At 54.9% G+C, this 24,911-nt stretch carries 24 protein-coding genes; 19 read left to right on the top strand and 5 right to left on the bottom strand.

What is annotated here, in order from left to right; genetic code table 11:
* Positions 1-2 precede the first annotated feature (2 nt).
* Positions 3-347: a gamma-glutamylcyclotransferase family protein gene (locus GTGU_RS09750; protein ID WP_038156204.1), complete on the top strand. Its 345-nt coding sequence runs from the start codon at positions 3-5 to the stop codon at positions 345-347.
* Between the two features lie 134 nt (positions 348-481).
* Here GTGU_RS09750 and ppa read toward each other — a convergent pair whose 3' ends face one another.
* Positions 482-1,009: an inorganic diphosphatase gene (gene ppa / locus GTGU_RS09745; RefSeq protein ID WP_038156201.1), complete on the bottom strand. Its 528-nt coding sequence runs from the start codon at positions 1,007-1,009 to the stop codon at positions 482-484.
* Between the two features lie 305 nt (positions 1,010-1,314).
* On the opposite strand from ppa, the gene ytfQ reads away from it, so the two are divergent.
* From ytfQ to GTGU_RS09720, 5 genes are all read left to right on the top strand, one after another.
* Positions 1,315-2,271 carry a galactofuranose ABC transporter, galactofuranose-binding protein YtfQ gene (gene ytfQ, locus GTGU_RS09740; RefSeq protein ID WP_038156199.1) on the top strand — a complete coding sequence of 319 codons (957 nt, stop codon included), beginning with the start codon at positions 1,315-1,317 and terminating at the stop codon, positions 2,269-2,271.
* A 105-nt stretch (positions 2,272-2,376) separates the two neighbouring features.
* On the top strand, positions 2,377-3,882 hold the full coding sequence (gene ytfR, locus GTGU_RS09735) for a galactofuranose ABC transporter, ATP-binding protein YtfR (protein ID WP_038156197.1): 1,506 nt from the start codon (positions 2,377-2,379) through the stop codon (positions 3,880-3,882).
* Between the two features lie 13 nt (positions 3,883-3,895).
* Positions 3,896-4,918, top strand: coding sequence for a galactofuranose ABC transporter, ATP-binding protein YtfT (gene ytfT, locus GTGU_RS09730; protein ID WP_038156195.1), 1,023 nt, complete (start codon positions 3,896-3,898; stop codon positions 4,916-4,918).
* A complete protein-coding gene (yjfF, locus tag GTGU_RS09725; protein ID WP_038156194.1) occupies positions 4,905-5,903 on the top strand; it encodes a galactofuranose ABC transporter, permease protein YjfF in 999 nt (332 codons plus the stop codon). Before ytfT ends, yjfF begins: the two co-directional genes overlap by 14 nt.
* A 91-nt stretch (positions 5,904-5,994) precedes the next feature.
* Positions 5,995-7,566, top strand: coding sequence for a methyl-accepting chemotaxis protein (locus GTGU_RS09720; RefSeq protein ID WP_038156192.1), 1,572 nt, complete (start codon positions 5,995-5,997; stop codon positions 7,564-7,566).
* Between the two features lie 50 nt (positions 7,567-7,616).
* Here GTGU_RS09720 and fbp read toward each other — a convergent pair whose 3' ends face one another.
* Positions 7,617-8,615, bottom strand: coding sequence for a class 1 fructose-bisphosphatase (gene fbp / locus GTGU_RS09715; protein WP_038156190.1), 999 nt, complete (start codon positions 8,613-8,615; stop codon positions 7,617-7,619).
* Between the two features lie 175 nt (positions 8,616-8,790).
* Between fbp and mpl the strand changes: the two genes are divergently transcribed.
* The gene (gene mpl / locus GTGU_RS09710) at positions 8,791-10,164 is read left to right on the top strand and encodes a UDP-N-acetylmuramate:L-alanyl-gamma-D-glutamyl-meso-diaminopimelate ligase (protein ID WP_038156188.1); all 1,374 of its coding nucleotides are present in this window, start codon (positions 8,791-8,793) and stop codon (positions 10,162-10,164) included.
* A 38-nt stretch (positions 10,165-10,202) separates the two neighbouring features.
* Here mpl and yjgA read toward each other — a convergent pair whose 3' ends face one another.
* Positions 10,203-10,754, bottom strand: coding sequence for a ribosome biogenesis factor YjgA (gene yjgA / locus GTGU_RS09705; RefSeq protein WP_038156186.1), 552 nt, complete (start codon positions 10,752-10,754; stop codon positions 10,203-10,205).
* Positions 10,755-10,849: 95 nt separating this feature from the next.
* Here yjgA and pmbA point away from each other — a divergent pair, with 95 nt between their 5' ends.
* The 12 genes from pmbA (at position 10,850) to GTGU_RS09645 (ending at position 21,633) form a co-directional block, all read left to right on the top strand.
* Complete coding sequence (gene pmbA / locus GTGU_RS09700; protein WP_038156184.1) at positions 10,850-12,202, top strand: metalloprotease PmbA; 1,353 nt, start codon at positions 10,850-10,852, stop codon at positions 12,200-12,202.
* A gap of 54 nt (positions 12,203-12,256) precedes the next feature.
* Positions 12,257-12,646 carry a cytochrome b562 gene (gene cybC, locus GTGU_RS09695; protein ID WP_038156182.1) on the top strand — a complete coding sequence of 130 codons (390 nt, stop codon included), beginning with the start codon at positions 12,257-12,259 and terminating at the stop codon, positions 12,644-12,646.
* Positions 12,647-12,955: 309 nt separating this feature from the next.
* Positions 12,956-13,294 carry a glycine dehydrogenase gene (locus tag GTGU_RS09690; RefSeq protein WP_156964111.1) on the top strand — a complete coding sequence of 113 codons (339 nt, stop codon included), beginning with the start codon at positions 12,956-12,958 and terminating at the stop codon, positions 13,292-13,294.
* A gap of 10 nt (positions 13,295-13,304) precedes the next feature.
* Complete coding sequence (locus tag GTGU_RS09685; protein WP_038156178.1) at positions 13,305-13,667, top strand: SFCGS family glycine-rich protein; 363 nt, start codon at positions 13,305-13,307, stop codon at positions 13,665-13,667.
* A 2-nt stretch (positions 13,668-13,669) separates the two neighbouring features.
* Entirely contained in the window at positions 13,670-13,969 is a 300-nt protein-coding gene (locus tag GTGU_RS09680; RefSeq protein ID WP_038156177.1) for a DUF4312 family protein, read from the top strand.
* Positions 13,970-13,991: 22 nt separating this feature from the next.
* Complete coding sequence (locus GTGU_RS09675) at positions 13,992-14,768, top strand: DUF4311 domain-containing protein (protein WP_038156176.1); 777 nt, start codon at positions 13,992-13,994, stop codon at positions 14,766-14,768.
* A gap of 12 nt (positions 14,769-14,780) precedes the next feature.
* On the top strand, positions 14,781-15,425 hold the full coding sequence (locus GTGU_RS09670; protein ID WP_038156175.1) for a DUF4310 family protein: 645 nt from the start codon (positions 14,781-14,783) through the stop codon (positions 15,423-15,425).
* A 43-nt stretch (positions 15,426-15,468) separates the two neighbouring features.
* A complete protein-coding gene (locus GTGU_RS09665; protein WP_038156173.1) occupies positions 15,469-16,602 on the top strand; it encodes an amidohydrolase/deacetylase family metallohydrolase in 1,134 nt (377 codons plus the stop codon).
* Entirely contained in the window at positions 16,586-17,704 is a 1,119-nt protein-coding gene (locus tag GTGU_RS09660) for a DgaE family pyridoxal phosphate-dependent ammonia lyase (protein ID WP_038156171.1), read from the top strand. The genes GTGU_RS09665 and GTGU_RS09660 overlap by 17 nt, the downstream gene beginning before the upstream one ends.
* Entirely contained in the window at positions 17,701-18,441 is a 741-nt protein-coding gene (gene dagF / locus GTGU_RS09655) for a 2-dehydro-3-deoxy-phosphogluconate aldolase (RefSeq protein ID WP_038156169.1), read from the top strand. The genes GTGU_RS09660 and dagF overlap by 4 nt, the downstream gene beginning before the upstream one ends.
* An 80-nt stretch (positions 18,442-18,521) precedes the next feature.
* Positions 18,522-19,673 carry a lactonase family protein gene (locus GTGU_RS09650; protein WP_038156167.1) on the top strand — a complete coding sequence of 384 codons (1,152 nt, stop codon included), beginning with the start codon at positions 18,522-18,524 and terminating at the stop codon, positions 19,671-19,673.
* A 49-nt stretch (positions 19,674-19,722) separates the two neighbouring features.
* Positions 19,723-21,633, top strand: a complete 1,911-nt coding sequence (locus tag GTGU_RS09645) for a BglG family transcription antiterminator (RefSeq protein ID WP_038156165.1) — start codon at positions 19,723-19,725, stop codon at positions 21,631-21,633.
* Between the two features lie 175 nt (positions 21,634-21,808).
* Here the strand turns inward: GTGU_RS09645 and nrdG are convergent, their stop codons facing one another.
* Together nrdG and nrdD are read right to left on the bottom strand one after the other, a co-directional pair.
* Positions 21,809-22,273: an anaerobic ribonucleoside-triphosphate reductase-activating protein gene (gene nrdG / locus GTGU_RS09640; protein WP_038156163.1), complete on the bottom strand. Its 465-nt coding sequence runs from the start codon at positions 22,271-22,273 to the stop codon at positions 21,809-21,811.
* Entirely contained in the window at positions 22,273-24,411 is a 2,139-nt protein-coding gene (gene nrdD, locus GTGU_RS09635) for an anaerobic ribonucleoside-triphosphate reductase (protein ID WP_038156161.1), read from the bottom strand. Before nrdD ends, nrdG begins: the two co-directional genes overlap by 1 nt.
* Positions 24,412-24,911 lie beyond the last annotated feature (500 nt).

Raw genomic sequence — 24,911 nt, 5'->3', positions numbered from 1 at the left:
CAATGCGAATATTTGTTTACGGCAGTTTACGACGCAAACAAGGCAACAGCCACTGGATGACCAACGCTCAGTGGCTGGGTGCGCACAGTGTCGATGATTATCAGCTGTACAGTCTGGGCCACTATCCAGGCGCAGTGCCGGGAAAGGGCACAGTACATGGTGAAGTTTATCGTATCGACGCCTCGACCCTTGCCGAGCTTGATGCGCTACGCACCAAGGGCGGGGAATACGCTCGCCATTTGATTCAAACACCGTACGGAAGTGCATGGATGTACGTGTACCAACGTCCGGTCGACGGGTTAACGTTGATTGAAAGCGGAAACTGGTTAGACAGAAACCAGCAATAAAAAGCCACGCCACCTTCGGGTGGCGTGGCTTTTTACGAGAGCAGGTGGGAGTGTGCAGGCAAATATTGAATAAGCCCATAAAACAAAAACACCGCCTCAATCAGGCGGTGTTTAACGTTCTGCGGCGGTAAGAATTACTTCTTAGCGCGTTCGAAGGAAGCGATGATTTCAGCTTTTGCCGCTTCAGCGTCGGCCCAGCCATCCACTTTCACCCACTTGCCTTTTTCCAGATCTTTATAGTGCTCGAAGAAGTGCGCGATCTGCGCTTTCAGCAGTTCCGGCAGGTCGTTCACATCTTTGATGTGATCGTATTCTTTGCTCAGTTTGGTGTGCGGCACGGCAACCAGTTTGGCGTCTTCACCGGCTTCGTCAGTCATTTTCAGCACGCCAACCGGACGGCAGCGAATAACGGAGCCCGGCTGCAGCGGGTACGGAGTCGGAACCAGAACGTCTACCGGGTCACCGTCCAGAGACAGGGTGTGGTTGATGTAACCGTAGTTGCACGGGTAGAACATCGCAGTAGACATGAAGCGGTCAACGAACAGTGCTCCACTCTCTTTGTCGATTTCGTATTTGATAGGGTCTGCGTTAGCCGGGATCTCAATGACGACGTAGATATCTTCGGGCAGATCTTTACCCGCCGGGACGTTGAGTAAGCTCATGTCTGTTTCCTTAAAAATGTGTGGCAATCTGGTGCCCGGTATTATAGCCAACTCACAAAGAAAGTCTTTTCCTGTTTTCCTGTTCATCGCGTTGATATTGTTCTTTTCAGACGAATTTCATAACTGAAAAATCCATAAACTCAGCCGCTTTTTTCATAGGAAAATGGAAACGATTACAAAACTGTGATTAACATTTTATCCACTTTTCTGAAGTGTGATGTAACGCATTCTGTTACATCTCGCCTTGTCTATAGTTATCCCGCAGGTGAAGTTTTATCCAACAATAACCCTACGAGGATACTCTTATGTGGAAGCGCTTACTTCTTGTCACAGCAGTTTCCGCAGCCATGTCGTCTATGGTGATGGCTGCTCCATTGACCGTAGGATTTTCGCAGGTCGGTTCTGAGTCCGGCTGGCGAGCCGCTGAAACCAACGTCGCGAAAAGTGAAGCCGAGAAGCGCGGTATCACGCTGAAAATCGCTGACGGGCAGCAAAAACAGGAAAACCAGATCAAAGCTGTACGCTCTTTTATCGCTCAGGGCGTGGATGCCATCTTTATCGCCCCGGTGGTTGCAACGGGTTGGGAGCCAGTACTGAAAGAAGCAAAAGAGGCAAAAATCCCGGTATTCCTGCTCGACCGTTCTATTGATGTAAAAGACGATTCTCTTTATATGACCACGGTGACCGCCAACAATGTGCTGGAAGGTCAGTTGATTGGCGACTGGCTGATCAAAACCGTTGATGGTAAGCAGTGTAACGTTGTGGAACTGCAGGGGACAGTCGGCGCAAGTGTGGCGATCGATCGTAAAAAAGGCTTCGCGGAAGCGATCGCCAAAGCCCCGAACATTAAGATCATTCGTTCTCAGTCCGGCGACTTTACCCGCAGTAAAGGGAAAGAAGTCATGGAGAGCTTCATCAAGGCAGAAAACAACGGCAAGAACATTTGCATGGTTTACGCCCATAACGATGACATGGTGATCGGTGCGATTCAGGCCATCAAAGAAGCGGGTCTGAAACCGGGTAAAGATATCCTCACAGGCTCCATCGATGGTGTGCCGGATATCTATAAAGCGATGATTGCCGGTGAAGCGAATGCCAGCGTCGAGTTGACCCCGAACATGGCGGGTCCGGCGTTTGATGCGCTTGAGAAATTCAAACAAGACGGCACCATGCCGCAGAAAGTGACACTGACCAAGTCCACACTCTATCTGCCTGACACGGCGAAAGAAGAGTTAGAGAAGAAGAAAAATATGGGTTACTGATCGCGGATCATCTCTGACCTGGCCCGTTTCCCGGAGGGGAGAAGCGTCACAGGCGCTCTCCCTTTCAGGAAGCGGGGCAGGCAGGGAATAGTGGGGGAGCTGGTAATGACCGAATCTATCCATCATCAGGAAATCCTGCGTACGGAAGGCCTGAGTAAATTCTTCCCCGGCGTGAAGGCATTAGATAATGTCGATTTCAGTCTGCGGCGCGGTGAAATCATGGCGTTGCTCGGTGAAAACGGCGCAGGGAAATCCACGCTCATCAAAGCCCTGACCGGGGTTTATCATGCTGATCGCGGCACCATCTGGCTGGAAGGCCAGCAAATTTCACCAAAGAATACCGCTCATGCGCAGCAACTGGGCATTGGCACCGTCTACCAGGAAGTGAACCTGCTGCCGAACATGTCGGTGGCGGATAACCTGTTTATTGGGCGCGAACCGCGCCGTTTCGGCTTTCTGCGGCGCAAGGAAATGGAAAAACGCGCCACCGAACTGATGGCCTCCTATGGTTTTTCCCTTGACGTTCGCGAGCCCCTTAACCGTTTTTCGGTGGCCATGCAGCAGATTGTCGCTATCTGTCGTGCCATCGATCTCTCCGCTAAAGTGCTGATCCTCGACGAACCGACAGCCAGTCTCGATACCAAAGAGGTCGAGATGCTATTCGGTCTGATGCGTCAGCTGCGCGATCAGGGCGTCAGCCTGATTTTCGTCACCCATTTTCTCGATCAGGTTTACCAGGTCAGCGATCGTATTACCGTGCTGCGAAACGGCGGTTTCGTCGGATGCCGGGAAACCCGTGAGCTGCCACAGATTGAACTGGTGAAAATGATGCTGGGCCGTGAGCTTGATCATCAGGCGTTGCAGCGCGCCGGACGTACATTGCTGAGTGAAAAACCGGTCGCGGCGTTTGAAGGCTTCGGCAAAAAAGGCACCATTGAGCCCTTTAATCTGCAGGTTCGCCCGGGGGAAATCGTCGGACTGGCGGGATTGTTAGGCTCCGGCCGTACCGAAACCGCAGAAGTCATTTTTGGCATTAAGCCTGCCGACAGCGGTACAGCGTGGATCAAAGGGAAAAAACAGCTCCTGCGCTCGCCACATCAGGCTTCCTGTCTCGGCATTGGTTTCTGCCCCGAAGACAGGAAAACCGACGGCATTATTGCCGCGGCCTCTGTCAGGGAAAATATCATTCTCGCGTTGCAGGCGCAGCGTGGCTGGCTAAAACCGATCCCCCGGCGCGAACAACATGAGATCACCGAACGCTTCATTCGCCAGCTTGGCATCCGTACGCCCAGCGGGGAGCAGCCGATTGAGTTTCTCTCCGGCGGCAACCAACAGAAAGTGCTGCTCTCCCGCTGGCTTTTGACCCGGCCACAATTTCTCATTCTTGATGAGCCGACACGCGGTATCGACGTGGGTGCGCATGCGGAAATCATCCGTCTGATAGAAACCCTGTGCGCCGATGGGCTGGCGTTGCTGGTTATCTCGTCTGAGCTGGAGGAACTGGTGGGTTACGCCGACAGGGTGATAATTATGCGCGATCGTAAGCAGGTCGCGGAAATCCCGTTGGATGCACTCTCGGTCCCGGCGATCATGAATGCTATTGCGGCATAAGGAGTAAATCGTGATGCCACAATCCCTACCGCATACGGACACCGCGAAGCGCCGTTTCCGTTGGCCCACCGGAATGCCGCAACTCGCCGCACTCATCCTGGTGCTGGTGGTTGATAGCCTGGTGGCGCCGCATTTCTTCCAGGTGGTCCTGCAGGACGGGCGTTTGTTTGGCAGCCCGATTGATATTCTTAACCGCGCTGCCCCCGTTGCGCTGCTCGCTATTGGCATGACGCTGGTGATCGCCACCGGCGGCATTGATCTTTCCGTTGGGGCGGTAATGGCGATTGCGGGCGCGACGGCGGCCTCGATGGCCGTCGCCGGACACTCATTCCCGGTGATCCTGCTCGCGACGCTAGCGACAGGTGTGCTGGCGGGGCTGTGGAATGGCATTCTGGTGGCAATACTGAAGATCCAGCCTTTTGTCGCCACGCTGATATTAATGGTTGCCGGACGCGGCGTAGCGCAGTTGATCACCGCCGGGCAGATCGTCACCTTTGATACGCCGAACCTGGCGTGGATCGGCAGCGGCAAGCTCCTGTTATTCCCGACGCCCGTGATTATCGCCCTGGTCACGCTGATCGTGTTCTGGCTGTTCACTCGCAAAACCGCGCTGGGGATGTTTATTGAAGCGGTTGGTATCAACATTCGCGCCGCCAAAAACGCCGGGGTGAATACGCGTATTGTCGTGATGCTGACCTATGTGCTGAGCGGCGTATGCGCGGCGATTGCCGGGACCATCGTTGCCGCCGATATTCGTGGCGCTGATGCCAACAATGCCGGGCTGTGGCTGGAACTGGATGCCATTCTGGCGGTGGTCATCGGTGGCGGTTCGCTGATGGGCGGGCGTTTTAACCTGCTGCTGTCGGTGGTCGGGGCGCTGATTATTCAGGGCATGAATACCGGCATTCTGCTTTCCGGTTTTCCGCCGGAACTCAACCAGGTGGTGAAAGCGGTGGTGGTGCTTTGTGTTCTGATCGTCCAGTCGCCACGTTTTATCAGCATACTGAAAAGGATCCGCCGCCATGATCAAACGTAATTTGCCGCTGATGATTACGCTCGGGGTGTTTATCCTTGGCTATCTCTATTGCCTGACGCAGTTTCCGGGGTTTGCCTCCACACGCGTGATCTGCAATATCCTGACCGATAACGCCTTTCTTGGGATCATCGCTGTCGGCATGACCTTCGTGATCCTCTCCGGAGGGATCGATCTTTCCGTAGGCTCGGTGATCGCCTTCACCGGGGTTTTTCTGGCAAAAGCGATCGGCTTCTGGGGGATCTCGCCGCTGCTGGCATTTCCGCTGGTGCTGGTGATGGGCTGCGCGTTTGGCGCGTTTATGGGGCTGTTGATTGACGCGCTCAAAATCCCGGCGTTTATTATCACTCTCGCAGGCATGTTCTTTCTGCGCGGCGTCAGCTATCTGGTCTCTGAAGAGTCGATCCCGATTAACCATCCGGTGTATGACACGCTCTCTGATCTCGCCTGGACCATTCCCGGTGGCGGTCGCCTCAGCGCGATGGGGCTCCTGATGTTGCTGGTCGTGGTGGTGGGGATTTTTCTCGCCCACCGCACCCGCTTTGGCAATCAGGTTTATGCTATCGGCGGCAACGCGATATCGGCCAACCTGATGGGGGTGTCGACGCGCAGCACTACTATTCGCATTTACATGCTTTCCACCGGGCTGGCGACGCTGGCGGGCATTGTCTTCTCGGTGTACACCCAGGCGGGATATGCGCTGGCGGGTGTTGGTGTGGAGCTGGACGCGATCGCCTCAGTGGTGATTGGCGGTACGCTGCTCAGCGGCGGCGTCGGTACGGTACTGGGTACGCTGTTTGGCGTGGGAATTCAGGGGCTGATCCAGACCTATATTAACTTTGACGGCACGCTGAGTTCATGGTGGACCAAAATCGCCATCGGTATTTTGTTGTTCATTTTCATAGCGCTGCAGCGTGGCCTGACAGTGCTGTGGGAAAATCGTCAGAGCTCGCCGGTCACGAGGGTGAATAACGCAACAACCCGGTAACATATTGAAATTGCATTAAAACTAAACTTTTTCCGGTAGCAGCCGATAAATTCATTTTACGCCGAAGTCCCCTGCTACCGGAAATAACATCATGCTAAAAACGCTATCGATTCGAACCGGCCTGCTCTCTGTACTCGCCGTGATGACGCTCCTGCTTCTGCTGGTGAGCGGCATGGGCATTTATGCCCTCTCTCAAAGTTCCTCCTCTTTGCAACGCATCAACCAGCTCCAGGGCGAGCAGATGGTGCATCTCAATGAAGGCTATACCCTGATTTTGCGTGCGCGCAACGAAGCCGGTCAGGCGGTACGTCTGATGGAAATCGGGATGCTGGATGACGCCACGAAAGCGGTCAAAAACATTAATACGGAAGTGGCGCAGGCGCAGAAGGTGTTGGCGGTGGTTCTCAGCACGCCGATGCAGGACGAGCAGGGTGACAAGCTGCTGAAAGCGGTGGCGGGCAGCTATGCTGCTTACAATGAACAGGGCATTAAGCCCATGCTGGACGCGCTGAACAAACAGAGCGCCGACGGTTATTACGATCTGCTCGAAAAGAGCCTGATCCCTGTTTCTCGTCAGTTTGACAATGACATGCAGGCGTATCAGGCGTGGGTTGATCAGCGCGGAAAAGCAGAAGTCAGCGCCGTGCAGAGCAGTAAAACGCGGGTGATGATGTTTATCGTCATCGTTGCGCTGCTGACGGCAGGGGTGATCGTCCTCGCATGGATGGCGCTGCGTCAGATGTTGCTCAAGCCGTTGAATGCGTCCATCGCTCAGCTGGAGCATGTCGCCGCCGGGGATCTCACCTGGGAAACCGACAAACAGGCGAGCCATGAAATTAACCGCCTCAACGCAGCAATCGACGACATGCGCCAGTCGCTGATGACCTCCGTGCTGCGCGTACGCGACGCCAGTTCGCAAATCGATACCGGCAGCCGCGAGCTGGCGGCGGGTAACATGCATCTGGCACAGCGGACAGAATCCACCGCGACCTCCCTTGAGCAGACGGCGGCGAGCATGGAAGAGATCACCGCGACGGTGAAACAGAACGCTGAGAACGCCGAGCAGGCGCACCAGCTGGCGAAAGCGGTCTCTGACACCGCCGATCGCGGCAGTGAAATGGTCTGTTACGTCATTGAAAAAATGCGTGATATCTCCAGCAGTTCCGATCGTATTGCCGACATCCTCAGCGTCATCGACGGCATCGCGTTTCAGACTAACATCCTGGCGCTTAACGCCTCAGTAGAAGCAGCGCGTGCGGGCGAGCAGGGGCGCGGGTTTGCGGTAGTTGCAGGCGAAGTCCGCATTCTGGCGAGCCGCAGTGCGGATGCGGCGAAAGAAATTCGTCAGCTGATTAGCGATTCCCGCAGTCATGTGGGCGAGGGGAGCGATCTGGCGCTGCAGGCGGGTGAAACGATGGATGAGATCGCCACCGAAGTGTTGCGAATGACCAAACTGATGCGTGAAATCGCCAGTGCGTCGCAGGAGCAGAGTCGTGGGATTGAGCAGGTGAATATCGCCGTCAGCCAGATGGATGAAACCGCTCAGCAGAACGCGGCGCTGGTACAGCAGTCTTCTGCGGCAACGCGCTCGCTGGAAGAGCAGTCGCAGGAGTTGATTGAAGCGATGGCCTCGTTCAGGCTACAGGGTACAGGCGCGGTCTGATATCCCACACTGACCCTCTCCCGCCAGGAAGAGGGTCAGAAACGCAGAGATTACGCGTCCGGGAACTCGCGTATAAAGCGTTCCACATCTTCCACCATATGATTGGTGCCGACGAAGAACGGACGGCGCTGGTGCAGGCTGTCCGGAATAATATCCAGAATGCGCCCTTTACCGTCGCTGGCTTTTCCGCCCGCCTGTTCGGCGAGGAAGGCCATCGGGTTGCACTCATACAGCAGACGCAGTTTACCCTGCGGGTGGCTGGCGGTGCTTGGGTAGAGATAAATCCCGCCTTTCAGCAGGTTACGGTGAAAATCAGCCACCAGAGATCCGATGTAGCGTGAGGTATACGGACGCTGGGTGGCTTTATCTTCTTCCTGACAGAACTTGATGTATTTCTTCACGCCCATCGGGAATTTGATGTAGTTGCCTTCGTTGATGGAGTAGGTGTTGCCTTTTTCCGGGAAGCGCATGCGCTCCTGGCTCAGGCAGAATACCCCCAGCGACGGGTCGTAAGTAAACGCGTGAACACCGCAACCGGTGGTGTACACCAGCATGGTGGAGGAGCCGTAAACGACGTACCCGGCAGCTACTTGTTTGTTGCCCGGTTGCAGGAAATCCTCTTCGGTAACCGGGGTGCCTACCGGCGTCACGCGACGGTAGATTGAAAAAATGGTGCCAACAGAAACGTTAACATCAATGTTGGATGAGCCATCCAGCGGATCCATCAGCACGACGTACTTCGCATGCTCACAGCCTTCAAAGACGACAATCTCGTCTTCTTCTTCCGACGCGATACCCGCGACGATGTCGCGCGCCTTAAGTGCAGCTTTCAGTTTTTCGTTCGCGAACAGATCGAGTTTCTGCTGAACCTCGCCCTGCACGTTCTCAGCACCGCTGGCACCCAGGATATCGACCAGACCGGCCTTATTGATATCGCGGTGGATAATTTTGGCGCCCAGTTTTATCGCCGACAGCAAAGCAGTGAGCTCACCGGTAGCATGAGAGAACTCGTGCTGCTTTTCGACAATAAATTCACCTAACGTTTTCATAACACTTTCCCTGCATTTTATGTGGAGTAAAGCGACCGCAACAATCTTAACAAAGATTCAAATAGTAGCGCACAGGTGAATCGCGCCAGCAAAATACGGATTTAACTGAAATGCGTTTCGCTGCCGTCGAACATATGAGTAAAATACGCGCCAGCTAAAAGAAAGGACGTAACGTATGCGCATTCATATTTTAGGAATTTGTGGCACTTTCATGGGTGGACTGGCGATGCTGGCGCGTACCCTTGGCCACGAAGTGACGGGTTCGGACGCCAACGTGTATCCGCCAATGAGCACGTTACTGGAAAAACAAGGTATTGATTTAATTCAGGGTTACGATCCTGCTCAGCTTGATCCGCAGCCAGATCTGGTGATCATTGGCAATGCCATGACGCGCGGTAACCCGTGCGTGGAAGCGGTACTGGAGAAGAATATTCCGTACATGTCCGGTCCGCAGTGGCTGCATGATTTCGTGCTGCGTGACCGCTGGGTGCTGGCCATTGCCGGTACTCATGGCAAAACCACCACTGCCGGGATGGCGACCTGGATCTTAGAGGTCTGCGGCTACAAGCCAGGCTTTGTGATCGGCGGCGTCCCGGGTAATTTCGATGTATCTGCTCGTCTCGGCGACAGCCCGTTCTTCGTCATCGAAGCTGACGAATATGACTGCGCGTTCTTCGACAAGCGTTCCAAGTTCGTTCATTACTGCCCGCGCACACTGGTACTCAACAACCTTGAGTTTGACCACGCGGACATCTTTGACGATCTGAAAGCGATTCAGAAACAGTTCCACCATCTGGTGCGCATCGTACCGGGGCAGGGGCGCATTATTCTGCCGGAAAACGACATTAACCTGAAACAGGTGATGGCGATGGGCTGCTGGAGCGAACAGGAACTGGTGGGCGAGCAAGGACACTGGCAGGCGAGAAAACTGAACACTGACGCTTCCGAGTGGGAAGTGCTGCTGGACGGTGACGTCGTCGGTCAGGTGAAGTGGACGCTGGTTGGCGAACACAACATGAATAACGGCCTGATGGCGATTGCCGCCGCGCGTCATGTAGGCGTCACGCCTGCCGATGCCGCGAATGCGCTGGGGTCGTTTATCAATGCCCGCCGTCGCCTTGAACTGCGTGGTGAAGCGAATGGCGTCTGCGTGTATGACGATTTCGCGCATCACCCGACGGCGATCCTCGCCACGTTGCAGGCGCTGCGCGGTAAAGTGGGCGGCACGGCGCGCATTATCGCGGTGCTGGAACCACGCTCCAACACCATGAAAATGGGTATCAGCAAAACTGATCTGGCGCCATCGCTGGGGCGCGCCGACGAAGTGTATCTGTTACAGCCGCAGCATATTCCCTGGCAGGTGGCGGAAGTAGCGGAAGCCTGCATCCAGCCCGCTTTCTGGAGTGCGGACGTTGATGCGCTGGTGGAGATGATTGTGAAATCCGCACAGCCAGGTGATCATATTCTGGTGATGAGTAACGGCGGTTTTGGTGGGATTCATCAGAAGCTGCTGGACGGTCTGGCGAAAAAAGCGGAAGCCGTGGAGTAAAGAAAAAGCCCGGTGGCGCTTTGCTACCGGGCCATCATTTACCCTTCGTTTTCCGCCAGTTCGCGCAGATACTGGAAGATCAGGCGCGCAGATTTCGGAGGCTTATTCCCTTCTTTCTCTTTCTTCGCATTGCGGATGAGCGTACGCATCTGCTGGCGGTCGGCATTCGGCCACAGATTCAGCACGTCGGTCATGGCATCGTCGCCTTCGTCGATCAGGCGATCACGCAACTGCTCCAGCTTGTGAAACAGCGCAACCTGCTGGTTATGACGGTTTTTCAGTTTATCCAGCGCCTGACGAATCGGATCGACATCGCGTTGACGCAGCAGTTTGCCAATCAGCTGCAACTGGCGGCGACGGCCTTCTTTCTTGATACGCTGCGCCAGCTCGATAGCGTCACGGAGATCCTGGTCGAGCGGGATTTTATCCAGCGCGTTTTTCCCCAGATCGACCATTTCCGCGCCAAGTTGTTTTAACTCTTCGGCGTCGCGTTTAATTTCACTTTTACTGACCCAGATGATTTCATCATCTTCATCCTCGATGTCATCACCGGGAACATCGTCGAGCCAGTCTTTGGGCTGCTTGGTCATCTCAGGCTCCTTAAAAAAAGAGGCACATGTTATCAGTTAAGGCGCGCACTGGAAAACGGTTCTCTGTTAGACTTCATTGAAACTCTCTTTACATTATGGCATTGACGATGAAAGTAATCACACAAGTTGCGGAGCAGCGTAAAGCACTGGAAGAGGCGGTCTCTACCGCGCTGGAACTGGCGTCGGGCAAGTCAGATGGCGCCGAAGTGTCGGTGTCGAAAACCACCGGCATTGGCGTCAGCACGCGTTACGGTGAAGTGGAGAATGTCGAATTTAACAGCGACGGCGCGCTCGGCATTACGGTGTATCACCAGAATCGCAAAGGCAGTGCCTCGTCGACCGATTTAAGCCCGCAGGCGATTGCGCGTACTGTGCAGGCAGCGCTGGATATCGCCAGTTACACCTCCGCCGATCCTTACGCCGGGATCGCGGATAAAGATCTGCTGGCTTTTGACGCGCCGGATCTGGATCTCTTCCATCCGTCAGAAATCTCACCCGATGAAGCCATCGAACTGGCCGCGCGCGCCGAGCAGACCGCGCTGAACACTGATAAACGTATCACCAATACCGAAGGCGGCAGTTTTAACAGCCACTACGGCATTAAAGTGTTCGGCAACAGCCACGGCATGTTGCAAAGCTACTGCTCGACCCGCCACTCCCTTTCCAGCTGTGTTATTGCGGAAGAAAACGGTGAAATGGAACGTGACTACGCGTACACCATCGGTCGGGCGTTTGATGATCTGAAATCGCCGGAATGGGTCGGCGAAGAGTGCGCGCGCCGCACACTGGCGCGTCTGGCACCGCGCAAGCTGTCAACCATGAAAGCACCGGTGATTTTCGCCCACGAAGTGGCGACTGGGCTGTTCGGTCACCTGGTGGGTGCGATTGCTGGTGGCGCGGTTTACCGTAAATCCACATTCCTGCTGGATTCCCTTGGCAAGCAGATTTTGCCGGAGTGGCTGACCATCGAAGAACATCCACATCTGCCTAAAGGGCTGGCCTCGACGCCCTTCGACAGCGAAGGTGTGCGCACCGAGCGTCGTGATATCATTAAAGACGGTATCCTCACCCAGTGGCTGCTGACCAACTATTCAGCCCGCAAACTGGGCCTCAGAAGCACCGGACACGCGGGCGGTATTCACAACTGGCGCATTGCCGGGCGTGGTCTGAGTTTTGAAAAGTTGCTAAAAGAAATGGGCACCGGGCTTGTGGTGACCGAACTGATGGGGCAGGGTGTCAGTGGCGTAACGGGTGATTATTCGCGCGGTGCGTCAGGCTTTTGGGTTGAGAATGGCGAAATTCAGTATCCGGTGAGTGAAATCACCATTGCCGGAAATCTGAAAGACATGTGGCGTAATATTGTCACCATCGCCGACGATATTGAAACACGTAGCAATATACAGTGTGGTTCTGTGCTGTTGCCGGAGATGAAAATCGCCGGGCAATGATTCACTTGTGGGCGCGACCTGCCGCGCCGTTAATAACAAAAAAGGAAGTGAGCAATGCGTAAAAAACTCCTCGCGATGTTAGCGGTGTCCTCCCTCGTCCTTAGTTCGGCAAATGTCTTTGCCGCCGATCTTGAAGACGATATGGATACCCTCAACGAGAACCTGAAGATTGTCCAGAAAACCGACAATGCAGCGGACATGAAAGACGCGCTGAACAAAATGCGTGCCGCTGCGCTGGATGCGCAGAAACAGACGCCGCCGAAGCTGGAAGGTAAAGCAGCAGACAGCGCCGAGATGAAAGATTTCCGCCACGGTCTGGATACACTGGTCGGGCAAATCGATGGCGCGCTGAAGCTGGCTAACGAAGGTAAAGTGAAAGAGGCGCAGGCTGCGGCTGACGGCTTTGTGACGACGCGCAATACCTACCATAAAAAGTATCGTTAAACCCAGTGCCTGAGACGTAAGTTTCAGGCACCCACAAGTATCCTGGCGATTTTTTATAAGTAAACCTTATCGACATCACATTTTCACGAGATACCCCGCAAGGTTTTTCGCTATAGCGCGCCATGATTTGCCGCTCATCCTTGTGATATTCATCACGTAATTCCAGTCAATTGAACTTATTCACCGCAATTATGTGGCACAGATCACTGCTGCCTGTTTCCTTTCCACTTCGAAGTGGAAAACAACTGTCTACAAACTCCGGTTTCCCGACGCTACTTTTATCTCAGAGACATTAACGGGGTAAGACGAGTGATTAACGGAGCGGTAATGAACGACGTTGGGGACCAGGCAGTTCAGACAGAAAAACTTGCCGACACCATGCTGAAGCAGACTTTTGCGCTGCTCAGCCGCCACAACATCCTCCCCAATGCAGTACAGGAGCAGATGCTGACCTCTCATGTCCGCGCGATGGCGCATCGGTCGGTGACCGGTGAGCCGCTGCCCGAGGTGGATGCCAGTCTGTTCGAAGAAATTTCACAAGATTCAATGACGCTTGCCCGAGAAGTGGTCGCGCAGTTTGGCAATCTCCCTGAAGAAGAAGCCTGGCTGCTCTCCGTTCACTTCGAAGTAGCGAAAGACAACCTCTAAGGAGCAAATGATGGAACAGATTACCGTTGTAATTGGCGATCGCCTTGGCAAAGGACAGAAAGTGGCTGCTGGCGTTGAGAAAGCCGGCGGTCGTGCCGTGGTTGTTCCGGGCGTGGCGGCAGACATGAAGCTTGGCGATGTGATGAAAGCGGAAAACGCCACGTTCGGCATCTCTTTTTGCGGTAGCGGTGGCGCGGGCGCGATTACAGCGCAAAACAAATATGGCTACAAAGCGAAATACGGCATGCGTTCTGTGGATGAGGGCGTAACGGCCATCAATGAAGGCTGCAACGTTCTGGGCTTTGGCTTTATGGATAAAGAAGAACTGGGCGAACGCCTGGTGGAAGCCTGGAAAAAGAAATACGGCGCATAACTATGAAAGAGCAGTTCACCACCACGGTGAGGGTTAAGGGCAAAGGAGACTCAAAAGCACGCGCTTTTGCCGATGCGCTTAACCAGGTGCAATCAGCGGTGATGAAGAGTTCACCGCACATTTTACTGCGTATTGAGCCACAGGATGTGCAAGTTGTTCATGCGCGTGAAGCGGTGCGTAAAGAGGCGTTTTTGTTCTTCTTTCTGCGCCGGGAAAGACGGTCGTACAGCGTGGAGCTGGATGTCACCGTCAACGTGACCGCCATCAACCTCGACAGGGTAGATTTTGTCACGCAACGCTGATTCTTACTAAAAGGGCAGACTAATGTTCCTGATAATTTTAATAAAATCACTCATCATCGGTGGCCTCGTGGGCGTCGGCGTGGGTGCTGGGGCTGCACGCATGTTTCATGCGCCCACCACACAGGGGATGGGCGCGTTTCGTACGTTGGGGGAACTGAACTCTTGCGAAGGGGACCCTGCGTCTCACTTCTCCTTTGGATTAGGGTTTTTCTTCAACGCGTGGGCCTCCTCTGTTGCGGCGGGTTCTTTCACACAGGACGTCGACCACCGCATTATTCCTAACTGGGGTGCGGCAGCGCTGATGCTGAAAAACCGCAATGTCGGCGAAACGCTGCATGATCCGAAGAAAATGGCGATCGCCTGCGGCGTGATCGGCATGATCGTGGTGACCTTCCTCAACCTTACCGCGTCATCCGTACCGGAAGCACTGCAGGTGACGGCAGTGAAAGTGCTGGTGCCAGCGGCAAACCTGCTGGTGAATACCGTGATGCCGGTGATCTTCTGGCTGGCGGCTATCGATGCGGGTAAAAAATCCGGCTTCTGGGCAACCGTCTTCGGCGGCGCAGCGCAGCTGATCATGGGTAACGCTGTACCGGGTCTGGTACTGGGTATTCTGATCGGTAAAGGCGTAGAAGAGAGCGGCTGGCATCGCGTGACCAAAGTGATGATGGTGGCGATTGTGGCGCTGTTCGTTCTGAGCGGCTTCTTCCGCGGCTTCGACATGAAGATGATCGAATCTTTCCATCTGACCGTACCGAACTGGCTGGATGTGATCCATAACTCTCTCAGCGGTAAATAACAGGAGCCTGAAATGGAAGAGAAAAAAGGTTTTTGGTATGCCGACTGGTCGTTCCCGATCTTTGTTGGCCTGCTCTCCTCCGGCGTGTTCGCCGGGACGCATATGTACTACCTCTACGGTATCGGCGCGTTTAACGAAGTGGCTTTCGTGGCCATGCTGAAAGCAGGGATTGATACCGGTGTATACGGTGCGGTCGCGGCGTTTGGTGCGAGCTTCCTGTTTGCCCGTATCATCGAAGGTTCTCTGGTCGGGATCCTTGATATCGGCGGCGCTATTCAGACCGGTGTCGGTCTTGGGGTTCCGGCGCTGCTGTTAGGCGCGGGATTTGTATTCCCGGTAGCGAACTTTGTTGCGTCGCTGATCACCGGCCTGGTGATTGGTCTGGCGATTGGTTACGTCATCATTCTGGCGCGTAAGTTCACCATCAACCAGAGCGACTCCACCTATGGTGCCGATGTCATGATGGGTGCCGGTAACGCATCAGGCCGTTTCCTTGGGCCATTGATTATCCTGAGCGCAATGACCGCGTCCATTCCGATTGGCGTGGGATCACTGATTGGCGCGCTGTTGTTTTACCTCTGGCAGAAGCCGATCACCGGGGGAGCCATTCTTGGCGCCATGATCCTCGGTTCCATCTTCCCCATCGCTATCAGCTAATGTTTTACGGGCGCTCCGGCGCCCGCCTTCACAGGAGAAAGGTATGTTTGATTTACTCCTGCGCCGTGCGCGCCTCGTCGACGATACCCTGACCGATATCGCCATTCTGGATGGCAAAATTGCCGCGCTGGGCGATATCACCGCACCCGCGAAAAAAACGGTAGCGCTTCACGGCGAGGTTTATGTCAGCGCAGGCTGGATTGATTCCCACGTTCATTGCTACCCAAAATCCCCGATTTATCACGATGAACCTGACAGCGTTGGTATCGCGACGGGTGTCACCACGGTCATCGACGCTGGCAGCACGGGCGCGGATGACATTGACGATTTCTGGCAGTTGACCCGTCAGGCCAGCACCGATGTGTATGCGTTGCTGAATATTTCCCGTGTCGGGCTGATTGCCCAGAACGAACTGTCGAACATGGCGAATATTGATGCCGCCGCGGTTCGCGACGCGGTCAAACGCCACCCGGATTTTATCGTCGGACTGAAAGCGCGCATGAGCAGCAGCGTGGTTGGCGAAAACGGTATCACGCCGCTGGAACGCGCCAAAAGCATCCAGAAAGAGAACGGTGATTTGCCGCTGATGGTGCATATCGGCAACAATCCGCCGAATCTCGATGAAATCGCAGAGCTGCTGACCTCCGGCGATATCATCACCCACTGCTACAACGGTAAACCAAACCGCATTCTGACGCCCGCAGGCGAACTACGTACCTCCATTACCCGCGCCATTAAGCGTGGCGTGCGCCTCGATGTGGGCCACGGCACGGCCAGTTTCAGTTTTGAAGTCGCGCGACGCGCCATCAGCATGGGCATTCTTCCGCACACCATCAGTTCGGATATCTACTGCCGTAACCGCATCGACGGCCCGGTACGCTCTCTTGCGAGCGTGATGTCGAAATTCCTCGCCATTGGCCTGTCGCTGCCACAGGTGATCGCCTGTGTCACCGACCATGCGGCAGAAGGGCTGCGCTTATCCCACAAAGGGCGCCTGGCAGAAGGCTTTGACGCCGATCTGACCCTCTTCACGCTGAAACATCAGGCCACCATGATGGTGGATGCCGAAAACGAAAGCCTGCAGGCTGACAACATTCTGGTGCCGCTGGCCGCCATTCGTGCGGGCAAGGGCTATATGACCGAACAAGGGAGAACGGAACATGCCTTCGATTTTTGAAAAATACAATTTAAAACAAGTGATTAATACATCCGGTCGCATGACGGCGTTAGGGGTTTCCACACCGCGTCCGGAAGTGGTTGAAGCCGTCATGAGCGGCATGAATCATTACTTTGAAATGAAAGATCTGGTCAACAAAACCGGGGAATACATTGCAAAACTGCTGGAAGTGGAAGGGGCGACGGTGGTCTCTTGCGCCTCCGCAGGGATTGCGCAGTCGGTGGCGGCAGTGCTGGTAAAAGACAGCGACTGGCTGCTGGAAAATCTCCACGTCACGCCGATTGAAAATAACGAAATCGTATTGCCGAAGGGGCACAACGTGAACTTCGGCGCGCCAGTGGGCACCATGGTCGCGCTTGGCGGCGGCAAGCTGGTGGAAGCGGGTTATGCCAATGAATGCTCTGCCGATCAGCTCGCCGCGGCGATTACGCCACGCACGGCGGCGATCCTGTATATCAAATCTCACCACTGCGTACAGAAAAGCATGCTCAGCGTTGAGCAGGCCGTCGTGGTGGCACGTAAACATAATCTGCCGCTGATTGTCGATGCGGCCGCCGAAGAAGATTTGCAGTGTTACTACCGTATGGGCGCCGATCTGGTGATCTACAGCGGTGCGAAAGCCATTGAAGGGCCGACCAGTGGTCTGGTGATCGGTAAAACGCAGTATGTCGAATGGGTGAAGCGCCAGACGGCGGGCATTGGTCGGGCGATGAAAGTGGGTAAAGAGGGCATTCTCGGCCTGACCTGCGCCATCGAACATTATCTCACCGCCAGCAAAGAGAGCGGCGATGAGATGGTGGCGAAAATGACCCCGTTTATTAACCAGCTCAACACCCTGAAGGGTGTGACTGCCCGCGTGGTCTGGGACAGCGCCGGACGCGACATCGCCCGCACCGAAATCAAATTTGATGAAGCGGTGACGAACGTGGCGACCGGCGATCTGGTCAATGCCCTCAAACAAGGGCAGTACGCAATCTATTTCCGTGGTTACAAAGCGAACGAAGGGATTATTGAAGCTGACGTGCGTAGCGTTAACGGCGATCAGCTTGAAATTGTCGCTCGCCGCATTGCCGAAGTACTGAACAAGGAGAAAAAAGCATGAAACTGACCCCGAACTTTTATCGTGACCGTGTCTGCCTGAACGTGCTGGCGGGAAGCAAAGCGAATGCCAGCGCCATTTACGAAGCGGCAGAAGGCCACGTGCTGGTCGGCGTGCTTTCCAAAAATTACCCGGATGTCGCCACGGCGGTAGCAGATATGCGCGAGTATGCGGCGCTTATCGATAACGCGCTGTCTGTTGGACTGGGCGCGGGCGATCCGAACCAGTCGGCTATGGTCAGTGAAATCTCCCGTCAGGTACAGCCGCAACACGTGAACCAGGTGTTCACTGGCGTTGCGACCAGCCGCGCGCTGCTGGGGCAGAGCCAGACGGTGGTAAACGGTCTGATTTCACCCACCGGTACGCCGGGCATGGTGAAAATTTCCACTGGCCCACTGAGCAGCACCGAAGCGGACGGCATTGTGCCGGTAGACACCGCCATCGCGCTGCTGAAAGACATGGGCGGCAGTTCGGTGAAATATTTCCCGATGGGTGGCCTGAAATGCCGTGACGAATACAAAGCGGTGGCGGAAGCCTGCGCCCGCCATGATTTCTGGCTGGAACCGACCGGGGGTATCGATCTGGAAAACTTCGGTGAGATCCTGCAGATCGCGCTCGATGCCGGGGTCAGCAAAATTATTCCGCACATCTACAGCTCCATCATTGATAAAGCCAGTGGTGATACCCGCCCTGACGATGTACGCCAGCTGCTGGCGATGACCAAACAACGGGTTAAGTAACCTGCCCCTTCGCCCTCTCCCGTAAGGGGAGGGCCGGAGTGAAGGGAAAATAATCTCTGTCGATACATCAAGGAGTTAATATGCTTTGCGCACGTCATCTGCTTGTTGCTTCATTTTCTCTGCTCGCCACCGCCGCTACGGCGCAGACGCAGTTCGCCTGGGTGGGCACCTACAATCCGAACGGTGAAGGGCTGTACCGTTTCTCGGTTGATCCACAAACGGGTGCTCTCAGCGGTAAAACGCTGGTCAGCACGTTACCTAATGCCGCCCAGCTCACCGTCTCCGCAGACGGTAAGACGCTGTATGCCGCCAGCGAAGTTGAAAAAGGCGTCGTGCAGGCCTGGCGCATCAATGAAAAGGGCGAACTGAGCGAGTTGAATCAGGTCGCTTCCGGCGGTGCCGGGCCGGTTTATCTCTCGCTGACGCCGGACGGGAAACATCTGCTGGTGGCGAATTATGTCAGCGGCTCGATTGCCGTCTTGCCGGTGAAAGCGGATGGTAGCCTGGGTACGGCGAGCGATACGCATCAGGACGAAGGTCCGGCGGGCGCGGCAAAACCTGAAGGCGCTGTCGAAGGCAGCTTTGCTATCAGTGACCATAATGGTCCGCATGCCCACATGATCGCCGCTGATCCCAGCGGGAAATATGTTTTTTCAACCGATCTGGGTCTGGATCGCGTCTATCAGTACCGCTTTGACGCGGCGAGCGGCAAGCTGGCGCCGAACGATCCGCCGTTTGTCGCGGCATCCTCGAACGGTGCCGGTCCGCGTCACTTTGTCTTTACCCCGAAAGGTGACGGTCTGTGGCTGATTAACGAAGAAGCTTCTACGCTAACTTACTATCAGCTGGATACCGCTACGGGTACGTTGCGCGAGGGCAAAACGGTATCGGCTTTACCGGACGGCTACAAAGGCACCAGTTTTGCCGCCGGTCTGGTATTAAGCCAGGACGGAAAACAGCTGTATGTTGCCAACCGTTTGCATAACAGCATTGGTCACTTTACTGTAACGGCCGACGGTACGCTGACCCATCAGCAGGATATCTGGACGCGCGGCGACTATCCGCGCACGCTGACGCTCGACGCACAAGGCCGCTGGCTGTATGTGATGAACCAGCGCAGCGACAATATCACCCGCTTCAGCGTGTCGCCGACCGATGGCAAGTTAACCTTTGCAGAGGACTACACGGCGGTGGGCAGCCCATCGCAAATGGTCATATCATCAAAACCATAAGTGGTAAGGCGGGTGCGAGAGGCGCCCGCCCATCAGAGAGGAAACTGACGTGCGATTCCCCAACCAACGTTTAGCGCAACTGTTTGATTTGCTGCAAAACGAAACGCTGCCGCAGGATGAACTGGCGCAGCGACTGTCGGTTTCCACCCGTACTGTTCGCGCTGATATTACCGCGCTGAATTCACTGCTGCTGCATTATGGCGCGCAGTTTATTCTGACCCGCGGCAGTGGTTATCAGCTGAAAATTGATGACCCCTCACGCTACCAGACGCTGGACGCCTCACGCCCGAAAGCGCTGCGCATTCCGCGCACGGCCCATGAGCGGGTGAATTACCTGTCGGTTCGCTTTCTTACCTCCGCCTTTTCTCTCAAGCTGGAAGATTTAGCGGATGAATGGTTTGTCAGTCGTGCCACGCTGCAAAGTGATATGGTTGATGTGCGCGAGCGTTTTCAGCGTTATCAGCTGACGCTGGAAACTCGCCCGCGTCATGGCATGAAGTTGTTCGGTAGTGAAGTCTCTATTCGCGCCTGCCTGACGGACCTGTTATGGGAGCTGGCGCAAACCGACAGCAGCAACCCGCTCATTACCGAAGAGGCACTCAACGCCGGTGTCCCGGAGCGCCTGGCGGAGGTTCTTGAGGAGGCGTTTGCTCGTCACCATGTCCGCCTGACGGCGGAAGGCGAGCGCTTTGTGCGTATTTACTGCGCGGTGGCGGTTCGCCGCATCAGCGAAGGCTACCCGCTGTCAGAATTCAGTGCGGAAGATGTCGCACAAAATGTGCGTGATGCGGCACAGGATATCGCGGCATCATTGCAGCAACTGGCCGGAAAGGCGCTGTCACCGGCGGAAGAAGAGTGGCTGTGTGTACACATTGCCGCCCGCCAGGTGCAGGATGTTGACCCGGAAACCATCAGCGCCGACGATGACGAAGCGCTGGTGAACTACATTCTTCGCTATATCAACACGCAATATAACTACAACCTGCTGAACGACGCGCAATTGCATGCGGATCTGCTCACCCATATAAAAACGATGATCACCCGGGTGCGCTACCAGATCATGATCCCCAACCCGCTGCTCGACAACATCAAGCAACACTACCCGATGGCGTGGGACATGACGCTGGCGGCGGTCTCCAGTTGGGGGAAATACACGCCGTATGTGATAAGCGAAAACGAAATTGGTTTCCTGGTGCTGCATATCGGCGTCGGGCTTGAGCGCCATTACAACATTGGTTACCAGCGCCAGCCGCGCGTCCTGCTGGTGTGCGACGCCGGCAATGCGATGGTCAGGATGATCGAAGCGGTACTGCTGCGCAAATACCCACAGATTGAAATTACCGATACGCTTTCACTGCGCGACTATGAAGACCGTGAAAGCATCGTTGAAGACTTTGTCATTTCCACCGTTCGCATCAGCGAAAAAGACAAACCGGTGGTGACGATCGCACCGTTCCCGACTGATTATCAACTGGAGCAGATCGGCAAGCTGGTGCTGGTGGAAAGAACGCGCCCGTGGATGCTGGAAAAGTTCTTTGATGCCGCCCATTTCAGGGTGATCAACACGCCAATGGATCAGCAAACACTGTTCCGCGAACTGTGCGACAGCCTGTGCGAAGAGGGCTTTGTTGATGCTGAATTCCATGCCTCGGTGGTTGAGCGTGAAGCCATCGTCAGCACCATGCTCGGCGAAGGGATCGCATTGCCGCACGCCCTTGGCCTGCTGGCGAAAAAAACGGTGGTCTATACCGTACTCGCACCGCAGGGTATTCGTTGGGGAGATGAAACCGCGCACGCGATTTTCCTGTTGGCGATCAGCAAAAGCGAATACGAAGAGGCGATGGCGATTTACGATATTTTCGTCACCTTCCTGCGCGAGCGCGCCATGCAAAGACTCTCGGCATGTCAAAGCTTTAGCGAATTTAAAGCGGTGGCAATGGAGTGTGTAAGCCGTTTCTGAGTGCGGGATGTCACAAACATAAAAACGGGGTGAAAAAAGGGTGCCCGAGAGCCACAGTTCTTGAAAAACTTCGTGATGGCAAAAGGGGTGGTTACCCTCACGTCGGTTCAGGACGTGAGATGAACGGCTGGCTAATCCGCAAAAGGGCATTAAGGTCAGGCTGGATGAGTAAGAACTACCGCAGGTGATGCACGACCTGGTTACTGCTGCCGCGCCAGATTAGGGCCGGGTCTTTTAAGTCCTGCACGAATTTACCGTCAACCAGCACGTTGATCAGGTTGACCACCGCCATTTGCGCATCGGTCAGTTCGTCCAGCTTGTAGCCGGTCCATACCCAGATGTCTTTACCAGGGCATTCGGCGCGTACCCGCTGTACCAGCTTCAGGATATCCGGCACGTTTTGCGGGTGCAGTGGATCTCCACCCGACAGCGACACACCCTGACGATGAATGCGGGTATCGTTCAGGTCGTTGATGATCTGGTCTTCCATCGCCTGCGTAAACGGCTGCCCGGAGTTCAGCCGCCAGGTGCTTTTGTTGTAGCACCCGGGGCATTCATGGACGCACCCTGATACAAACAGGGTGCATCGCGTACCAGGCCCGTTGACGATGTCTACGGGATAGTATTGATGAAAATGCATTAGCCAATCTGCCCGTTACCTAAATGCTTAACGCGGCGTTTAACTTCTTCCTGCTTACCGGCGTTGAACGGACGCGCATCAGGGCTGCCGAGATAACCGCAAACACGGCGGGTGACCGACACGCGAGAGGCATCGTGGTTGCCGCATTTCGGGCAGGTAAAGCCTTTGCTGGTACACTCAAATTCACCGGTAAAACCGCATTCGTAGCATTCATCAATCGGCGTGTTGGTGCCGTAGTAAGGTACGTGCTGATAGCTGTAATCCCAGACATCTTCCAGCGCTTTCAGGTTGTGCTGGATGTTCGGGTACTCGCCATAGCAGATGAACCCCCCGCTCGCCAGCGGCGGGTACGGCGCTTCAAAGTCGATCTTGTCGTACGGGTTCACCTTTTTCTCTACGTCGAGGTGGAAGCTGTTGGTGTAGTAGCCCTTGTCCGTCACACCCTCAACAATACCGAACTCTGCGGTATCCAGGCGGCAGAAGCGGTCGCACAGATTTTCGCTCGGTGTGCTGTAGAGGCTGAAACCGTAGCCGGTCTCCTCTTTCCACTGATTTACCGCGTCGCGCAGACGCTGAACAATTGCCACGCCTTTTTCACGCAGGGCGGCACTGTCATAAATATGCTGATTACCGAACAGGGCGTTGATGGTTTCATGGATACCGATATAGCCCAGTGAAATCGACGCGCGGCCATTTTTGAAGATGCCGGCGATATCGTCGTCCGCTTTCAGACGCACGCCGCAGGCGCCTTCCATATACAGAATCGGCGCCACGCGGGCTTTGACCCCTTCCAGGCGGGCGATGCGCGTCATCAGCGCCTTACGTGCCAGTTGCAGACGGTCGTCGAGCAGTTTCCAGAACACGGCTTCGTCGCCTTTCGCTTCCAGCGCGATACGTGGCAGGTTGAGGCTGATAACGCCGAGGTTGTTACGACCATCATGAACCTGTTCGCCGTTTTCATCTTCGTACACACCGAGGAAGCTGCGGCAGCCCATCGGGGTTTTGAACGAACCGGTGACTTTCACCACCTGGTCATAGTTCAGAATGTCCGGATACATACGTTTGCTTGCGCATTCCAGCGCCAGCTGTTTGATGTCGTAGTTCGGATCACCAAACTTGTGGTTCAGACCGTCGCGGATCGCAAAAACCAGTTTCGGGAAGACCGCTGTTTTACGATTTTTACCGAGGCCCGCGATGCGGTTGCGCAGAATCGATTGCTGGATCATGCGCGATTCCCAGCTGGTGCCGAGGCCAAAGCCGAAGGTGACGAATGGCGTCTGACCGTTGGCGGTATGCAACGTGTTGACTTCATATTCCAGCGACTGGAACGCGTCATAGCACTCTTTCTCGGTACGCGCGTGGGCGTAGCCGTCGGCATCGGGGATCTGCCACTCATCGGCGACCTTACGATGCTTTTTGAAACTGGCGGTAACAAACGGCGCCAGCACTTCATCAATACGGTTAATGGTGGTGCCGCCATAAATGTGACTTGCCACCTGAGCGATGATCTGTGCGGTGACGGCAGTTGCCGTCGAGATGGACTTCGGCGGTTCGATCTCTGCGTTCCCCATCTTGAAGCCCTGCGTCAGCATGCCTTTCAGATCGATCAACATGCAGTTGAACATCGGGAAGAAAGGGGAATAGTCGAGATCGTGGTAGTGGATATCGCCGCGTTCGTGCGCCTGTACCACGTCGCGTGGCAGCAGGTGCTGACGGGCATAGTGTTTGGCGACAATACCGGCCAGAAGATCGCGCTGCGTCGGGATCACTTTACTGTCTTTGTTCGCGTTTTCGTTCAGCAGCGCAGAGTTGGTCTGCTCGACCAGCCCGCGAATTTCCTGGTTAAGACGACCGCGTTTCTCACGCTGGATGTCGCGATCGTGTCGATATTCAATATAGGCGCGCGCCAGTTGTTTGTAGGCGCCTGACATCAGCTGGTTTTCCACGGCTGTCTGGATTTCGCTGATATCAACCTGCGAGCGGCCCTGCATTTGTTGACTCACCACTGCCGCGACGGTGGCGCAGTAATCTGCGTCATCGACTCCCGCTGCTTTTGCCGCACGCAGAATAGCTTCCTGAATGCGTTCTGATTTGAAAGGCACTTTACAGCCATCTCGTTTCATCACATGCGGTGTCATGATCACTCCATATAAAAGAACAGGTTATCCACAGAGGCGGAACGATGGCGGAAGGCGTTATTCATAGTGCAACCAAACACTTCCTTCGGCCATGACCCGTTTTATCCACACCCATCACCGCCATAATTCGATGGGAGTTGATGACATAATAGACGATTAATACTATATGTTGGGTCGGTGTGCATTCTAAATTCTATATATAGTGATTTGCATCAAACAAGTTTGCATTTTTATTGATGCAGAACAAAGTAAAAAGCGCGTGGCGCAGTGGACGGGCATTAGCAGGGAATCGGCAGGAATGTAAATTTTGATGAGAATTTTCTGAGTAAAAATCCAACAAAAACACGGACTCACGTCACTTAGGGGGAATTTTTAATACCCCGGCAGGCATCCGTGTCGCCGGGGATATTAACGGAGGACTTTCGTCACCCCGGTCCAGGAAAGGAACTCTGTATACCCTTCATACTTCAGGGTATGTAATAGGGTGATTAAAACGTTTT

This window comes from Trabulsiella guamensis ATCC 49490, assembly GCF_000734965.1.
GTDB lineage: Bacteria > Pseudomonadota > Gammaproteobacteria > Enterobacterales > Enterobacteriaceae > Trabulsiella > Trabulsiella guamensis.
The sequence above is the reverse complement of the archived record's forward strand: the minus strand, read 5'-3'. Positions and strand labels throughout refer to the sequence as shown.

Bases quoted from the DNA above. Each gene is read 5' to 3' on its own strand.
- GTGU_RS09750 (WP_038156204.1), top strand. From the start codon at position 3: ATGCGAATATTTGTTTACGGCAGTTTACGACGCAAACAAGGCAACAGC.
- ppa (WP_038156201.1), bottom strand. From the start codon at position 1,009: ATGAGCTTACTCAACGTCCCGGCGGGTAAAGATCTGCCCGAAGATATC.
- ytfQ (WP_038156199.1), top strand. From the start codon at position 1,315: ATGTGGAAGCGCTTACTTCTTGTCACAGCAGTTTCCGCAGCCATGTCG.
- ytfR (WP_038156197.1), top strand. From the start codon at position 2,377: ATGACCGAATCTATCCATCATCAGGAAATCCTGCGTACGGAAGGCCTG.
- ytfT (WP_038156195.1), top strand. From the start codon at position 3,896: ATGCCACAATCCCTACCGCATACGGACACCGCGAAGCGCCGTTTCCGT.
- yjfF (WP_038156194.1), top strand. From the start codon at position 4,905: ATGATCAAACGTAATTTGCCGCTGATGATTACGCTCGGGGTGTTTATC.
- GTGU_RS09720 (WP_038156192.1), top strand. From the start codon at position 5,995: ATGCTAAAAACGCTATCGATTCGAACCGGCCTGCTCTCTGTACTCGCC.
- fbp (WP_038156190.1), bottom strand. From the start codon at position 8,615: ATGAAAACGTTAGGTGAATTTATTGTCGAAAAGCAGCACGAGTTCTCT.
- mpl (WP_038156188.1), top strand. From the start codon at position 8,791: ATGCGCATTCATATTTTAGGAATTTGTGGCACTTTCATGGGTGGACTG.
- yjgA (WP_038156186.1), bottom strand. From the start codon at position 10,754: ATGACCAAGCAGCCCAAAGACTGGCTCGACGATGTTCCCGGTGATGAC.
- pmbA (WP_038156184.1), top strand. From the start codon at position 10,850: ATGGCATTGACGATGAAAGTAATCACACAAGTTGCGGAGCAGCGTAAA.
- cybC (WP_038156182.1), top strand. From the start codon at position 12,257: ATGCGTAAAAAACTCCTCGCGATGTTAGCGGTGTCCTCCCTCGTCCTT.
- GTGU_RS09685 (WP_038156178.1), top strand. From the start codon at position 13,305: ATGGAACAGATTACCGTTGTAATTGGCGATCGCCTTGGCAAAGGACAG.
- GTGU_RS09680 (WP_038156177.1), top strand. From the start codon at position 13,670: ATGAAAGAGCAGTTCACCACCACGGTGAGGGTTAAGGGCAAAGGAGAC.
- GTGU_RS09675 (WP_038156176.1), top strand. From the start codon at position 13,992: ATGTTCCTGATAATTTTAATAAAATCACTCATCATCGGTGGCCTCGTG.
- GTGU_RS09670 (WP_038156175.1), top strand. From the start codon at position 14,781: ATGGAAGAGAAAAAAGGTTTTTGGTATGCCGACTGGTCGTTCCCGATC.
- GTGU_RS09665 (WP_038156173.1), top strand. From the start codon at position 15,469: ATGTTTGATTTACTCCTGCGCCGTGCGCGCCTCGTCGACGATACCCTG.
- GTGU_RS09660 (WP_038156171.1), top strand. From the start codon at position 16,586: ATGCCTTCGATTTTTGAAAAATACAATTTAAAACAAGTGATTAATACA.
- dagF (WP_038156169.1), top strand. From the start codon at position 17,701: ATGAAACTGACCCCGAACTTTTATCGTGACCGTGTCTGCCTGAACGTG.
- GTGU_RS09650 (WP_038156167.1), top strand. From the start codon at position 18,522: ATGCTTTGCGCACGTCATCTGCTTGTTGCTTCATTTTCTCTGCTCGCC.
- nrdG (WP_038156163.1), bottom strand. From the start codon at position 22,273: ATGCATTTTCATCAATACTATCCCGTAGACATCGTCAACGGGCCTGGT.
- nrdD (WP_038156161.1), bottom strand. From the start codon at position 24,411: ATGACACCGCATGTGATGAAACGAGATGGCTGTAAAGTGCCTTTCAAA.